This window comes from Moorena sp. SIO3H5, assembly GCF_010692395.1.
GTDB lineage: Bacteria > Cyanobacteriota > Cyanobacteriia > Cyanobacteriales > Coleofasciculaceae > Moorena.
Map to the genome: position 1 here is coordinate 1 of NZ_JAAHHS010000189.1, position 14,174 is coordinate 14,174.

The following is a 14,174-nucleotide window of genomic DNA, read 5'->3' on the forward strand; positions in this document are numbered from 1 at the left end:
TTGATGGTCAAGACATCACCAGTCTTTCCCTGCGCTCATTGCGGGAGCAAATTGGTGTAGTTAACCAAGATACATTTCTGTTTGGCAAAACCATTCGGGAAAACATTGCCATGGGTTATCCCTCAGCAACCCTAGCCGAAATTATGGAAGCAGCGCAACAGGCTGGTGCAGATGAGTTTATTAAACAGCTACCCATGGGTTATGAGACTCAGATTGGCGAGGGGGGTGGTATGTTATCTGGTGGTCAACGTCAGCGCCTAGCGATCGCCCGTGCTTTGCTAGGAAATCCCCGCTTGTTGATTTTAGATGAAGCCACCAGCAACCTAGATGCTGAATCCGAGCGCATCATTCAAACTAACTTCAACTCAATTTTAAAAAATCGAACCACCTTAGTTATTGCTCATCGCCTCTCTACCGTGCGCCAAGCTGATGTGATTCTAGTACTTGATCGAGGAATCTTGGTCGAAAGTGGTAACCACGAGACATTGATGGCTAAGCGTGGTCACTACTTCTATCTCAATCAGCAACAACTGACCGTTACTCTTGCTGATTGAAATCATAATTAAAGGGAATAGGGAACAGGGAATCAGGGAATCGGGAATCGGGAATCGGGAATCGGGAATCGGGAATCGGGAATCGGTAACAGGGAAAAAATGCTGTGTACTTCATAGTTATGAAAAACGCTTTATCATTCTTGATTGATAGTCAAACTAAACTCGAAAAAATAAATCAAAATTTACATAAATATCAGCAAATTGCAATAATATAAAACGTTTTTAATAGTAATAATTTACACATATTTTTTTTTCCTACTCCCTACTCCCTACTCCCTACTCCCTACTCCTGATTCCCTACTCCCTACTCCCTACTCCCTACTCCCTACTCCCTACTCCCTACTCCCTACTCCCTATTCCCTGTTCCCTTTTTTAAAAATGCTATAGCAATTACCAATTGTGGATTATGCCATACGACCCTAACTCAGGCTTTCCTAACTCAGGCTTTCCTAAAAAGCCAAACGATGACTATATAAATAGCAATAGTTTAGTCACCAAGTCACCGGAGTCCCTAAACAATAATCAGACACCACCACTAACCCAATCAATCTCATCACAATCAGCCTCATCACAATCAGCCTCATCACAATCTCTCGGTGATGACTGGTCTGAAGTCACCCATGACTTGCTCAATACCTTGCCACGACCGTGGACTCGGGGATTGCTCTATCTATTAGTGATTTGTGCCGGTACCCTCTTACCTTGGTCAATGCTCTCCAAGGTAGATGAGACCGGGAGTGCCAGAGGGCGGATTGAGCCTAAGGGGAAAACCATTAGGTTAGATGCACCAGTTTCTGGAACGGTAGCTGCCCTGAAAGTGAAAGAGGGGGAGATCGTAAAGGCAGGACAGATTTTACTGGAGTTAGAATCAGATTTAGTTCGTGCTGAGCTAGAGCAGTTGCTTCAAAGACAGACAGGTCAACAGAATCGGTTGGCGCAGTTGGACATACTCAAGAATCAATTGATGCTGGGGCTGCATACCCAACAGCAACAGAACCAAGCTCAAGAATTGGAAAAACAGGTTCAAGTGGAGCAGGCAAAGTATAATCTTGATTCTCTCAAGAATATCCATAATTTACAAAAAGAGGAAAAATTCGCGCAAATCAATCAAGTTAAGCAATCCATTGAGTCGAGTCAAGCAAGTTATAAATTAGCATTAATTCGGTTATCAGCTGCCCAGGAAAGACTCCCACGCTACAAACAAGCCTTTGAGCAAGGTGTCATTTCACAAGACCGCTTCATTGAAGCGGAACAGCTGGTAAAAGAAAACTACCAAAGCGTTATGCAAGCCCAGTCCGATATTTTGCAAGCCAAGTCTCGCCTCAAAGAGCAGCAAGGCGGCTACGAGCGGATTATTCATGAAGCTAAAGCTGATATTCAGCAAGCTGAACTTCGCCTCAAAGAACAGAAACGTAGCTATCAGAGTCTAGTGCAAGGCAGTAAACTGGCGATGCTAAAAATTGAGGAACAGCTGAAGAACCTGGAAACAGAAGTTACTACCCTGGAAGCAGAAATTGCCCAGGCTAAAACCCAGATTAAATCCTTAGAATTTCAGTTAGAGCAACGAGTACTCAAGGCTCCTGCTACTGGCACAGTTTTTCATTTGCCCATCCAAGGGGCTGGGGATGTTGTCCAACCGGGAGAGGTAATTGTAGAGATTGCACCAGAGAATTCATCCCTAGTACTGCGAGCGCAAATAGCCACTACAGAGAGTGGGTCTTTACAGGTAGGAATGCCAGTAAAGATGAAGTTTGATGCCTATCCCTTCCAAAACTATGGAGTCTTGAAAGGTAACTTGAATTGGATTTCCCCAGACTCAAAGATGACAGAAACCAACCAAGGCAAGCTAGAAAGTTTTGAACTGGAAATAGAGTTAGAAAAGCCCTATATCGAAGCCCGAGACAAACAGATTACCTTAACTCCAGGTCAGACTGCAACAGCAGAGGTTATTGTCCGGCAACGTCGTGTTATTGATTTCGTTCTCGATCCATTTAAGAAGTTGCAAAAAAGTGGTTTAGAGCTTTGAAATCAATTTTTGTTAGTAATTAGCGATTAATCATTTATTAGCTGAATGCTTACGATTCAGATATCGATAGTTTTGTCAACTTTGTTCAGATATTACTTGACTCGCTCTAGCGTTTGTAGGACTCATGAGGTACACATTATTTTTTACCTCTTCCCTATTCCCTTTTCACTCTTACCTGCTCCCTGCTCCCTGCTCCCTAAAAACCAGAAATTTGTACCTCACAAGTTGTAGAATTGCTATAAGTACCACCTACTTATTAGACCCTAGCCGCGATGTCTTTGACTCAAGAATTAGAAACACCAACAGAAATTGCAATAACTGTACCGGAAGATGTTATATTACCCCCTAGGGATTTACTCAGTGACGAACCACCTTTGGAAACTGATCTACATCGACTACAAATGACCCTACTCATCCAATGCCTAGAGTGGTTGTGGGATGAGCGTGATGATTTCTATGTCTCGGGAAATCTGACTATTTATTACAGTCCTCGACAACGTAAGTCTGAAGAATTTCGTGGGCCTGACTTTTTTGTGGTGCTGGGAACTGAGCGCAAACCTCGGAACAGTTGGGTAGTGTGGCAAGAAGAGGGGAAGTATCCGAATGTGATTGTAGAAATTATTTCCCCTACCACGGCAGATACGGACCGAGGATTAAAGAAGCAAATCTACCAGGATACATTCCGTACTCCCGACTATTTCTGGTTTGACCCCAACACCCTGGAATTGAAGGGCTTCCACTTGGTAGATGGTTGTTATCTCGAACTTGAGCCTAATCAAGAAGGTTGGTTGTGGAGTCAACAGTTGGCACTATATTTGGGAATTTATGACTCAAAATTACGTTGGTTTACAGCAGTTGGACAACTAGTTCCTACCCCTACTGAAGCAGCCGAACAAGAATGTCAGCAAAAGGAACAAGCTCAGGAGCAATTATCTCAAATGGAGTCATTATTAGCTCGTTATCGAGAACAGTTCGGTGATTTGCCTGAGTAATATAACATTTCTCATAGCTATGAGATAAACAGGATTTTTTCCCTACTCCCTACTCCCTACTCCCTACTCCCTAAAACCCATAATTAAAGTACCTCACCCCATTGATAACTGCTATATCTGTAATGAATGTAACTGTGTATAGGTTCCATCTTTCGCCAGCAGTTGAGGGTGATTACCAACTTCTACAATATGCCCTCGTTCCATAACTACAATCCGGTCAGCTTTCCGAATCGTTGATAGGCGATGAGCTACCACAAATGTTGTGCGGTTTTCCATCAAGTGTTCCAAAGCTTCCTGAATCAAAGCTTCCGAAGCAGTATCTAGAGACGATGTTGCTTCATCGAGAACTAACACCCGTGGATTACGAATTAAAGCACGAGCAATCGCTAGTCGTTGCCGTTGACCACCAGAAAGTTTTGCCCCATTTTCCCCAATTAGAGTATCAAGTCCCGAGGGCAATTCCTGAATAAATTCTAAAGCATTGGCATCCTGAATCGCCTTGACTAACTGTTCTTCATCCAATTGTTGACTGCCGTAAATAATATTCTCTCGCACCGTACCTTCAAATAAGATAGTCTCCTGGGAAACCACTGACAGGAATTTCCGATAGGTCTGTAGGTCGAGGCTACTCATATCTGTACCATCTAATAAAACTCTTCCGGTTGTGGGAGCCATGAAACCAATAATCAGACTTAATAAGGTAGATTTTCCGGCTCCGGATGGTCCGACGATGGCAATGGTTTCCCCAGGATTGACCTGTAGACAAAAGTCTTGAATGGCAAACTGTTCCGTATCGGGATACTTATAACTAAGGGACTCAAAGGTGAATTCACCACGCACCTGTTGCAGAGCTATCTTACCAGGATTGCGCTCTAGGTCAGGACACTCCATAATTTCACCCACTGAGCGAATGGATTCAAAACCTTTGCCAATCTGTGGCAATACAGCTAAGATTTGCACTATCGAGTTAGTCAGGGAATCAAAATAACCAGTCAGTAACACCACATCCCCCACTGTGATTGCCCATTGCTTGGTATAGACTAACCAGGCTGAGGTGATCAAGCAAACTAGACTGAATAACCGTAGGGTTACCCAAGAAGAGGCATCGGTGATCGCGTTAATCGAGTCAAGTCGCACTGCTGCCTCTTTGACCGTCACTAACTTGCCATCAATCCTTTCCATCTCAGTCTGTTGAGCACCATGAGCTCGTGTGACTGGGATTAGCTGAATCATCTCGATTAAGCTAGCTGACATTTCTTCTAGTTGTTGTCGGAAAGCAGAATTGCGATCGCGAATTGGTCGTCTGAGTATCGAGATCAGAATCACAGCTGCTGGAACAGTTCCCAGGAAGAACAGCAGGAACCAAGGAGCACGAATAGCAGTAGCGACAATTGCTACTAAGATAGTTAGCACAGCAGAAGGGACAAACTGGAACAGGGTTGTTGCCAACCCTTGAATTTGTTCCACATCCCGCAAGAGTTTGGTTTGTAGTGCTCCCTTGCTGTTATTTTTGTAGAACCCAATCGAAAGTAGTTGCAGCTGCTGGGTGATTACTGAGCGCAGATTCGACTCCATGTTGCGAGTCGCCAGACTCATAAACCGGATGTGTAAGTAATGGGTGGGGATATTTTGCAGTATAGAAATCCCTAAGATAGCACCATTAATCCATAACTCCGACAGTGGGTGAGTGCTTGGGTTGGAAATAATATCAATTACATTAGCAATCACCAATGGTCTGATCCATTCCGGACTGTGTTTGATCACATACACCGCCATCGACAGTCCGATTTTACCTAGGTCTTGGCGGTACAGATAAAGTAGTGTCCGGAAGGGGTACTCACTCCGATACTCCTGAGGAGGTGACTCCTTCGGTAGATTAGATGCTGCCGTAACACTTTCCAGTGATAATGCTTTCATGTCCCCAGTCCCTATGTCTCCTCTAACTGGTACTGTCTTGACACATGGACTGTAAAGAAATAGACAAGGAATTGTCGATTCTTATAAAGAAACAAAAAATTTTTTTTTATCAAAACTATGTCTTTTGTAAAGTCTTTATCGTCGCCAAAACGGTAGTTATAAACATGTATTGATTGCCTAATAAAACCGTAATATTTTTATTTATAAAAAAATATTTTGTATGTTTTTTTAAATCTAAATTTTCCTATAGCAGTCGAAGCAATGCTTAGGATATATTTCTTTTACCTCCTCCCTACTCCCTACTCCATGCTCCCTGCTCCCTGCTCCCTGCTCCCTGCTCCCTGCTCCCTGCTCCCTGCTCCCTTTACACTAAAATAGTATGTCCTAAACTATACTTCCCTTGCTATAAAAAATTACTTATTTAAGACCCCAATAATTTGGGGTCACTACCTATTTATCACTACCATTTATTCAGCATCACTATCAACACCCGCACCCCCACCGCTAGTCTCAATTACGGGATAGTAGTTTTTAGGTTTATCACCCACGGTAAGCCCACCATGAAGCATGGCTTGCATTTCCGAACCAAAGAAACTATAGGGAAATTTTAATTCTGGAGTACTTACCTGATTAAGACGCATTAAATGCTCCTCGCTCAGGGTAAAATCTAATGCCTGTAGATTATCCTGAAGCTGATGGGGTTTAGTCGCACCAATAATCACCGAAGCAATACCAGGTCGGTTAGCCGCCCAATTTACTGCTACTTGAGCCATACTGCGTCCTACCTCTGTTGCCACAGCTTCTAACTCTGCCACAATTTTCCAATTGCGGACGCTAAACTTTTGAAAGGCTGGATTATTTGACTCTTTCATCGCTTGTAAGCGACCTTCACCCATTCCACCATCTTCACTAGGGCGATATTTCCCACTGAGTAAACCACTAGCAAGGGGACTCCACACCATAATTCCCATACCGTGTTCTGTACCAAAAGGGACAAACTCATGTTCAATATTCCGTTCTACCAGGGAATATTCTAATTGCAGCGTGGATAACGTTTCATACCCTCTCAACTCCGCAATAGTTTGCGCACGAGAAGCATACCAAGCAGGAACATCAGAAAGACCGATATAACGCACCTTACCAGAGCGAACTAGATCATCTAGGGTACGCATGACCTCTTCAGCCCTCGTAATTCTATCCCAGGTATGTAATATGTAGAGATCAATATAGTCAGTATTTAAACGCTTGAGGGACCCTTCCACTGCACGCATAATATTTTTACGCCCATTGCCCCCAGCATTAGGATTGCCAGGTTCTCCGTTGTAGGAAAATTTGGTAGCAATCACCATCAAGTCCCGCAAATTACGTTCAGCAATAAACTCTCCTAACCAAGTTTCACTCGTCCCATTGGTATAAAGGTCGGCGGTATCAATAAAGTTACCACCTGCTTCGACGTAATTATCAAATAGGGTTTTGGCGGTTGTACGGTCTGATCCCCAACCCCACTCAGTCCCAAAAGTCATTGTTCCAAGAGCTAGACGGCTGACGCGCAATCCAGAACGACCAAGGGTGTAATAGTTATTCACAGACATAATAAATATTTCCTTCTTCTGAATATTTCGGACTATTTTGCTAAGGGTTATTGCTCAAGGGGAGCAAGGCTGATGATTGAACCCAGAAAAAAAGGCTTTTTCTAGACTCGACCCATCCTTCCCCCTTGAGTATTCCAAGAGCTAGCGCTGTAAACTTCTGGGATCGAGAGCATCCCGCAACCCATCCCCAAGTAAATTAAATGCCAACACCGTCAGAATAATCAGCAGTGCTGGCGGCCAAATCAACCAAGGCTGTAGCACGATGATTGAGGCATTGGTTGCCAAAGACAACAAATTTCCCCAGGATGGGTCAGGTTGCTGAATTCCCAACCCAATTAAACTCAGTACCGACTCGGCCACAATGAAACCAGGAACTGCCAAGGTTGCTGAGATAATCACATAGGAAGCTGTCTGGGGCAGAACGTGGCGTACAATGATATAAAAGGGATTCGCCCCCATCGTTTTGGCAGCTTGGACAAATTCCCGCTCCTTAATCGATAACACCTGTCCTCGGATCACTCGTGCTAAGCCAGACCAGCTAATAAACGACGTAATCAGAACAATTAACAAAAACCGTTGGGCACTAGTTAGACCAGGTGGTAGCACAGCAGCTAAGGCGACGAGTAGGTAAATACCAGGAATAGTCATCAAAACTTCTACCAGACGCATGATGATCCCATCGACCCAGCCACCGAAATAGCCGGAAATTCCCCCAATGATTAGACCAAGGGGAAAGGAGATCGCAATTCCGACTAGACCAATAAAAAGACTAATCCGACCCCCATACACCAAGCGACTAAACTGATCACGAGCTTGCTCATCGGTACCTAATAGATTAATCTTACCCTCACCCACCGTACCGAAAAGGTGACGGTTGAAGGGAATCACTCCAAACAACTTATACTCGGAACCTGGAACAAATAGACCCACTGGGGAAGGCTTTTGCCAGTCTACATTTAGTTTGCGATCGCCTGTCTCTAAATCCGTTGGTCCTTGGGTTGTGGGATAGACATGGGGACCAATAAACTTTTTGGTTTGCTGGTTACGCCAGTAGATCTTGGTAGGTGGTAGCAGGGAACCATCTGGCTGAGACACATAAGGATCATAGGGAGCAACAACATCTGCTGCAATGACAATTAGATAAAAGGTCAATAGTAGCAATGCCCCAAAACGGGCGAGAGGGTTCTTGGTAAGTTTTTGCCACCAGTTCATAGGATTCTGACTCCGAAAGGGCGAAAAGCACCTCGCGTTTACTTAGTATAGGTCTTAAAAGCATGGATATTAGTATGGGCGTCCGTGCATTAGCTATGTGCAAGCCCATACCCCATACTAATAAGATGGTATCGAAATCTGGTTCAAGCACCGTTGACCCAACACCCTTGACCCAACACCGTTCACCCTTAAGCTTTCAGCTTTAATACCTTCTGATTATATAGTGCTTTTCATATTAATGAGGTACATATATTTTTTTTATATTCCCTATGCCCTTTTCACTGTTACCTAAAACCCAAGACCCTAAGTACCTCACACCATTGGTAACTGCTATACATTAACTTTTTGTGTCATTTTCACCATTCCATTATGATTTTCTGAGTGTTCAACCACAAACACATTGGAGAAGAGATTAGCCGTAATTTGTTTACCTTCCTGAGTTAAGGATAGGTAACGCAAGGCATCCTGAATATAAGGATATACCCCATTCCAGTAAAACTTAGAGTAGCCTTCCCGGAGATCTCCAGGATTGCGGTACCCAATGGCTTTGTTAAATCCAGTTTCTTCAAACTCATAGAACAAAGCAGTAGTTTTTTTTAGATAGCGTGGGTCACTCAGTTGACCAATCAAGTCAGAAGCGCGAATCAATCCAGGATAGTTACCTGTATCTTGATGATCCCCTTGCTTCGGCACAGGGAAACGAGTCAGTTCAATGTTGTGCTTGATAAACTCGGCATCAATCAGGTTGTGACCACCAAAACGCTCATCAATAAATAATTTTGCCCGATCGACATGATAAGGAGTCAGAGCAGCATCGGTAGACCCTTGGGGTAAATGAACCATCTCCCCATTTTGACCAGTAGCGTAGAGTCGTTTATTTTCTTGGTCTTGGCGGCATACTCCTTTAACATAGCCAATATCATGACATGCCAAAGAAATGATAAAGTGTAACCATTTATCAGGACTTACACCACCTTCCCGAATATGTTTGCCTCGCAAAATTTCCTGTCCGACGAGGGTAACTAGGATGGAGTGTTCCACATCGTGATAGAGCGCATCACTGTTGGCAATATTTTCCATCGCCATGCTGCCAGCCCAAGCAATTATATCTTCGTTGTCAGGGTTGAGTCCGCCATAAGTTCGGCGGTAGCCTTCTCGGAGTCTTCTAACAAAGGCGTTAATTAGAATTTCAGTAGTGTTAAACATGATTTTTGATTGACTTAAATGCTAAGACTTAGTCCAGTATTCCCATAACACTGGCTTAGTTTTACTCGTTTGGTAGAATTCAATTTTTGGTAGTTTAACCTTTTGTATCGGTCGCTTAGGGTTAACGCCTCAGATCTAAACTCTCAGATCTAAACTGGGTAATCCTTGGGCGCTATATCAGCAGCAATGGGGAACGCTAATATTTGTCTTCAGCTTACCAAAAACCCAAGCTGAAAGCCCCGATCAGATCATGTCCAGGTAATTAACCTTAATAAAAATCTTCCCCATCTCCCTATCAATCTTTCTTATAATGAGTATTTTTGCGGACTTGATCTAGCAATTCTCAATCGGGTCAAGTCCCTGACTCAATTAAGAAGTGGTATAATACCAATACTAGTTAAATAATAGTTAAAGAAATAGTTAAGGGATTGCGGGTGTAATTCAGTGGTAGAATGTCAGCTTCCCAAGCTGAACGTCGTCGGTTCGAGTCCGATCATCCGCTTGTTGGATCCATGCTAACCAGCATTCCCTGGTGAATAAATCACACCAGGTGTGTGGTCAGGATTAATTTCAACCACCAAGTCTACTAGATTTGGGTTTCTAGTCAGGGGTGTAATGAATAATTCTGGATGGAGAGCTTTCCAAAAATAGTTTACAAAATCTCTAATTTGTGTATCTCCCATCCCTGACTTACCCTGAGCAATCATCTGTTTCTCTGCCTGTAGTCGCCATTGCTGACTGAGTCGGTAGTCAGTAGGGTAGAGTACCATCAATCGGTCTAATCGTTCCCAAAGGGGTACATAAAGTTTCAGTTGCTGATTCATATACCGAGCAAACTCTCGGTCTTCCAGGGTCTGAATCGGTTCTGGAACGGAGCCATCAAACACCTCTGGATCAATGGGTCGAACCCCAACAAACCACCCTTCAAACAACACAATATCAATACTTTCGACCACCTCTGGAGTGATTCGGTCTCCAGCCCCCCCAAAAGCTGACTTATCAAACCGAGGCACCAGGATTTGTGGGCTAGAGGAAGGGGATCGTAATTGGTCTAATAGCTGTAAACCCAGCTCAACATCATGAGTGCCAGGGGGGCCACGCCAGATCAGCCTGGGGTCTTGTTCTTGAAGCTGTTGTCGCTCCTTGTAGGTTTTGTAAAGGTCATCAATAGACAGGCTGAGAGTGCGGTCGCCTAATTTGTGGAGAATCACACTTAAGACTGCGGCTAGAGTAGTTTTCCCGGTGCCCTGCCCTCCTAATATGCCTTGAATCAAAGGACGTCCCAACTGTTTACGATAGGATACCAACTCCATGGCTAAAGGAAGCCAGAAGTTCCAGAGGCATAAGAGAGTCTTTTGCTGTGTTTCAGGAGTAGTTTCAAAATACGGTAGAGCGAGAATATCTGGGTAGACTATCTCAAACAAATGCGATCGCGCTTGGATTACCTGTTCACCATTATCCTCTGTGATGCCAAACGCCTTTGCCTTTAGGTGATCAGCGAGTTCAAAAGTCAACAGTTGCTGACATTCAAGGGGATTTGGTTTTTGTCCTGATACCCACTGCTCTAGAATTGGACCAACGCTCTTGGTGTCTCTTATCATTTATCCCTTGTCGGTCAGTAGTTGCACGGGACATTTCCCTTCTAAGGATTAAGCAGTGAGTGATAGTGATTACAAACTGATTACTAACTGATTAATAACTGATTACTATTTTAAGAGCCAAGCTTGAAGGCTTCTAAATACATACTGTATACCAGACCAGTTTTAAAAGAATTGACTAGATCTGCCAACCATGAAACCCGGTCAACGGTTTGATTTAATTGGCCTTTTGAAAATTTCACCCTATAAATCAACCGGTTAACTGCTTCTGTAAAAATAATCAACATCCCAGATAGTATCCATTCCTGGCCAGTTCCTGCTGTAGTACACAGGGCTTGTCCTACCAAGAAGCCAAACAGAAAGCTAATCAGGATCATGGACAGGCGTCGCCAGGGATTAGCAAACCATAGCCCCAGCCGCGTCCATAAAAAATCAACTAAATTATTAAGACGGGTATTCTGCATCTACTACACTCATTGAAACAAGAATAACACACGTGTAGACCATGCTATCCCTTTTGGACTCATGATAGCCTGCTAGACCTCAATCACCCCCTAGCCCATTGATGAAGTTTAAATTAACTAATAGGTTTAAAAATTGGTGGCAATCTTGGCAACAGCATCCCACCACCCTATGGACACTTTCTATTCTGTGGTTACTCCTGATCAGCTGGCTAGCTTTTTTGTGGAATTTGGGCAACATCGGTTTAGTAGATGAAACTGAACCCTTGTTTGCTGAGGCGGCTCGCCAGATGACGGTGACAGGTGACTGGATTACCCCTTATTTCAATGGTGAGACTCGCTTTGATAAACCACCCCTAATCTACTGGTTGATGGCAATTGGTTACCGGTTGATTGGGGTGAACGAATGGGCAGTAAGACTGCCGTCAGCCCTGAGTGCGATCGCATTAACTGGATTAGCCTTTTACACCCTACGATATTATGGTGTTTCCCGTCCTGGTGCCTTTACCCCTGATCTAGATTCTAGTCAGCACAGGGATAGCAAAATCAACCCTTCCTATCTCCAGCGCCAGTTGTGGCTCTGTGCCTGGATTGGTTCGACCCTGATGGCAGTTAATCTTCAAACCATTATCTGGGCAAGAACCGGTGTCTCAGATATGTTACTCAGCGCCTGTGTGGGTGGTGCATTACTATGCTTTTTTCTAGGGTATGCCCATGGAAACCAGAGGAGCACAGGAGCACAGGAGCTCGGAAGCAGGGAAAAAACTGTTCCTAAAAGCCCCTCACCCCCTCACAAATACCCTTGCCCTTGGTACCTAGCCTGTTATGTGCTAATTGCTCTAGCTATCCTTACCAAAGGACCAGTCGGTATCGTTCTACCCACACTAATTATTGGTGGTTTTCTGCTTTACCTGGGAAATGGCAGGGAAGTATTGCAGGAAATGTGCTTATTTAGAGGCATTTTGATTATTTTGGCTCTGACACTACCTTGGTATCTATTAGTAACCCTAGCCAATGGGCAAGCCTATATCGACTCGTTTTTTGGATATCACAATATTCAACGCTTTACTCGCACCGTTAACCGCCACGCTGGGCCTTGGTATTTTTATTTTCCAGTAGTACTGATAGCTTTTGCCCCTTGGTCGAGCTACTTGCCCTTTGCGATCGCACGACTAAAATTTTGGCGGCGGGTGCGGTGGCGTAACTCACCCCGTTCTACTCATTTGGGTTTATTTGCTTTGTTCTGGTTTGTAGGGATTTTCGGCTTTTTTACCATTGCTGCCACTAAACTACCCAGCTATGTCCTACCCCTAATTCCAGCTGCTGCCATTCTTTTGGCTTTATTGTGGAGTGACCAACTCACCCATACTAGTAACCTTTCCTGGTCTAGCCCTCTGCCCCTTTCCCCATCCATGCTACTCAGTAGCCTATTTAACCTCCTGTTGTTAATTGCCCTTGCCACTGCCATTTTCTTGGCTCCGGAATATATCGGTAGTGGACCAGCAGCACCCAACTTGCCGGAGCAGTTGCAAGAATCCGGCTTAATGGTGAGGGGAGGTATGATTTGGAGTTTAACTGCTATTGTAGCAGCACTATTGCTGTGGCGACGTTGGTTGTTTGGGGTATGGATAGTCAACCTAGTGGGATTTTTAGCCTTTCTTATTTTCGTGTTAACCCCGACTTTCTTGTTAGTGGATCAAGTGCGTCAATTACCCCTACGGCAATTATCTGCCATTGCTGTTCAAGAAAAGCAATCGTCAGAAGAATTGATTATGATTGGTTTCAAAAAACCCAGTGTGGTTTTTTACACCCAGCAACCCGTCACCTACATGAGCAAAGGCAAAAAAGCACGAAATTACATGAAAGAAATAGCAGTGACTCAGCCTTCACCTCCCTCAGTTTTGATGTTAGCTAGGAATAAAAGGCTAAAGAAAGCCAAGCTAAAACCTGAGCAATATACTACCTTAGCGAGTCTTGGCCCCTATAAACTCATTCGGGTTTCAAAACAAGTTTTTGTTGATAACTCTAAAATTAAAAATTAAAAATTTATTTGTCATACTTCACACTTTATACTTCATAATTCACAATTTTATTCAAATAACAAATTACTAATTATTAGCTGTTGACTAGTCAACCAAAATTGACATCATTATTTTACTTATCTTACTTCTGTTATAATAGTTGATTGAGTTTGGAGCCGTGCTTTTGAGCCAGATTGCTCGGTCGATAATCTTGCCGCTTCATCCAGCGTTCTATTACACTCTCGTGAAGGTCATCAAAGTTATCAGAAATCTCTCTTAGCTTGCGCCCTGTGAACTTGAATAGACCCAGATTATTGTTGAAATCAATTTCATAGTTAAGGTTGATACCAGTGGGAATTGCGCTTGGGTCAAACTCCAGACCAAGACCGATGTTGCCGATTGAGTCCATCATCCACTGCAGTGCGCAGTCGGACAAGCCGCTCTGTTCCTGGGAGCCACCACCGACGGAGCCGTGAACCCCTGGGAACCATACTTCACGAACAATCTGGGTTGGGGAAAGGTGGCTTTTGTCCATTGGAGTCACGTCAAACACTTTCCGCTGCTCATCAATGGATACAGCGTGCAACCCATGCTC

General features: G+C 43.9%; 13 protein-coding genes and 1 tRNA gene. 6 read left to right on the top strand and 8 right to left on the bottom strand.

Annotation, left to right across the window (positions count from 1 at the left end; translation table 11 throughout):
* A partial coding sequence (locus tag F6K52_RS19890) for an ATP-binding cassette domain-containing protein (RefSeq protein WP_293081392.1) occupies positions 1–554 on the top strand: 554 nt, incomplete at its 5' end.
* Here F6K52_RS19890 and F6K52_RS19895 read toward each other — a convergent pair.
* Positions 538–669, bottom strand: a complete 132-nt coding sequence (locus F6K52_RS19895; protein WP_293081396.1) for a hypothetical protein — start codon at positions 667–669, stop codon at positions 538–540. The two genes, F6K52_RS19890 and F6K52_RS19895, sit on opposite strands and share 17 nt — an antisense overlap.
* A 291-nt stretch (positions 670–960) precedes the next feature.
* Between F6K52_RS19895 and F6K52_RS19900 the strand changes: the two genes are divergently transcribed.
* From F6K52_RS19900 to F6K52_RS19910, 3 genes are all read left to right on the top strand, one after another.
* Positions 961–2,580 (top strand): HlyD family efflux transporter periplasmic adaptor subunit, encoded by a 1,620-nt coding sequence (locus F6K52_RS19900; RefSeq protein ID WP_293081399.1) that lies wholly within the window; start codon positions 961–963, stop codon positions 2,578–2,580.
* A gap of 72 nt (positions 2,581–2,652) precedes the next feature.
* Complete coding sequence (locus tag F6K52_RS19905) at positions 2,653–2,811, top strand: hypothetical protein (RefSeq protein WP_293081402.1); 159 nt, start codon at positions 2,653–2,655, stop codon at positions 2,809–2,811.
* Between the two features lie 41 nt (positions 2,812–2,852).
* Positions 2,853–3,572, top strand: coding sequence for a Uma2 family endonuclease (locus F6K52_RS19910; protein WP_293081407.1), 720 nt, complete (start codon positions 2,853–2,855; stop codon positions 3,570–3,572).
* A gap of 111 nt (positions 3,573–3,683) precedes the next feature.
* Here F6K52_RS19910 and F6K52_RS19915 read toward each other — a convergent pair whose 3' ends face one another.
* From F6K52_RS19915 to F6K52_RS19930, 4 genes are all read right to left on the bottom strand, one after another.
* Positions 3,684–5,489, bottom strand: coding sequence for an ABC transporter ATP-binding protein (locus tag F6K52_RS19915; RefSeq protein WP_293081411.1), 1,806 nt, complete (start codon positions 5,487–5,489; stop codon positions 3,684–3,686).
* 467 nt (positions 5,490–5,956) lie between these two features.
* Positions 5,957–7,081, bottom strand: coding sequence for an aldo/keto reductase (locus tag F6K52_RS19920; RefSeq protein WP_293081416.1), 1,125 nt, complete (start codon positions 7,079–7,081; stop codon positions 5,957–5,959).
* Between the two features lie 141 nt (positions 7,082–7,222).
* Positions 7,223–8,293 carry an ABC transporter permease gene (locus F6K52_RS19925; protein WP_293081422.1) on the bottom strand — a complete coding sequence of 357 codons (1,071 nt, stop codon included), beginning with the start codon at positions 8,291–8,293 and terminating at the stop codon, positions 7,223–7,225.
* Between the two features lie 330 nt (positions 8,294–8,623).
* Positions 8,624–9,499: an Npun_R2479 family HD domain-containing metalloprotein gene (locus tag F6K52_RS19930; protein ID WP_293081426.1), complete on the bottom strand. Its 876-nt coding sequence runs from the start codon at positions 9,497–9,499 to the stop codon at positions 8,624–8,626.
* 430 nt (positions 9,500–9,929) lie between these two features.
* Between F6K52_RS19930 and F6K52_RS19935 the strand changes: the two genes are divergently transcribed.
* Positions 9,930–10,001: transfer RNA gene (locus tag F6K52_RS19935), tRNA-Gly, on the top strand.
* 13 nt (positions 10,002–10,014) lie between these two features.
* Here the strand turns inward: F6K52_RS19935 and F6K52_RS19940 are convergent.
* Together F6K52_RS19940 and F6K52_RS19945 are read right to left on the bottom strand one after the other, a co-directional pair.
* Positions 10,015–11,100: a glycerate kinase gene (locus tag F6K52_RS19940; RefSeq protein WP_293081430.1), complete on the bottom strand. Its 1,086-nt coding sequence runs from the start codon at positions 11,098–11,100 to the stop codon at positions 10,015–10,017.
* Between the two features lie 110 nt (positions 11,101–11,210).
* Positions 11,211–11,561, bottom strand: coding sequence for a DUF565 domain-containing protein (locus F6K52_RS19945; RefSeq protein WP_293081434.1), 351 nt, complete (start codon positions 11,559–11,561; stop codon positions 11,211–11,213).
* A gap of 101 nt (positions 11,562–11,662) precedes the next feature.
* Between F6K52_RS19945 and F6K52_RS19950 the strand changes: the two genes are divergently transcribed.
* The gene (locus tag F6K52_RS19950; RefSeq protein WP_293081437.1) at positions 11,663–13,600 is read left to right on the top strand and encodes a glycosyltransferase family 39 protein; all 1,938 of its coding nucleotides are present in this window, start codon (positions 11,663–11,665) and stop codon (positions 13,598–13,600) included.
* Between the two features lie 130 nt (positions 13,601–13,730).
* Here F6K52_RS19950 and F6K52_RS19955 read toward each other — a convergent pair.
* Positions 13,731–14,174: DUF2235 domain-containing protein (locus F6K52_RS19955; protein ID WP_293081442.1), on the bottom strand; the 444-nt coding region annotated here is incomplete at its 5' end.

Excerpts from the sequence above, each read along its gene's own strand:
- F6K52_RS19895 (WP_293081396.1), bottom strand. The coding sequence starts at position 669 with ATGAAGTACACAGCATTTTTTCCCTGTTACCGATTCCCGATTCCCGAT.
- F6K52_RS19900 (WP_293081399.1), top strand. The coding sequence starts at position 961 with ATGCCATACGACCCTAACTCAGGCTTTCCTAACTCAGGCTTTCCTAAA.
- F6K52_RS19910 (WP_293081407.1), top strand. The coding sequence starts at position 2,853 with ATGTCTTTGACTCAAGAATTAGAAACACCAACAGAAATTGCAATAACT.
- F6K52_RS19915 (WP_293081411.1), bottom strand. The coding sequence starts at position 5,489 with ATGAAAGCATTATCACTGGAAAGTGTTACGGCAGCATCTAATCTACCG.
- F6K52_RS19920 (WP_293081416.1), bottom strand. The coding sequence starts at position 7,081 with ATGTCTGTGAATAACTATTACACCCTTGGTCGTTCTGGATTGCGCGTC.
- F6K52_RS19925 (WP_293081422.1), bottom strand. The coding sequence starts at position 8,293 with ATGAACTGGTGGCAAAAACTTACCAAGAACCCTCTCGCCCGTTTTGGG.
- F6K52_RS19930 (WP_293081426.1), bottom strand. The coding sequence starts at position 9,499 with ATGTTTAACACTACTGAAATTCTAATTAACGCCTTTGTTAGAAGACTC.
- F6K52_RS19940 (WP_293081430.1), bottom strand. The coding sequence starts at position 11,100 with ATGATAAGAGACACCAAGAGCGTTGGTCCAATTCTAGAGCAGTGGGTA.
- F6K52_RS19945 (WP_293081434.1), bottom strand. The coding sequence starts at position 11,561 with ATGCAGAATACCCGTCTTAATAATTTAGTTGATTTTTTATGGACGCGG.
- F6K52_RS19950 (WP_293081437.1), top strand. The coding sequence starts at position 11,663 with ATGAAGTTTAAATTAACTAATAGGTTTAAAAATTGGTGGCAATCTTGG.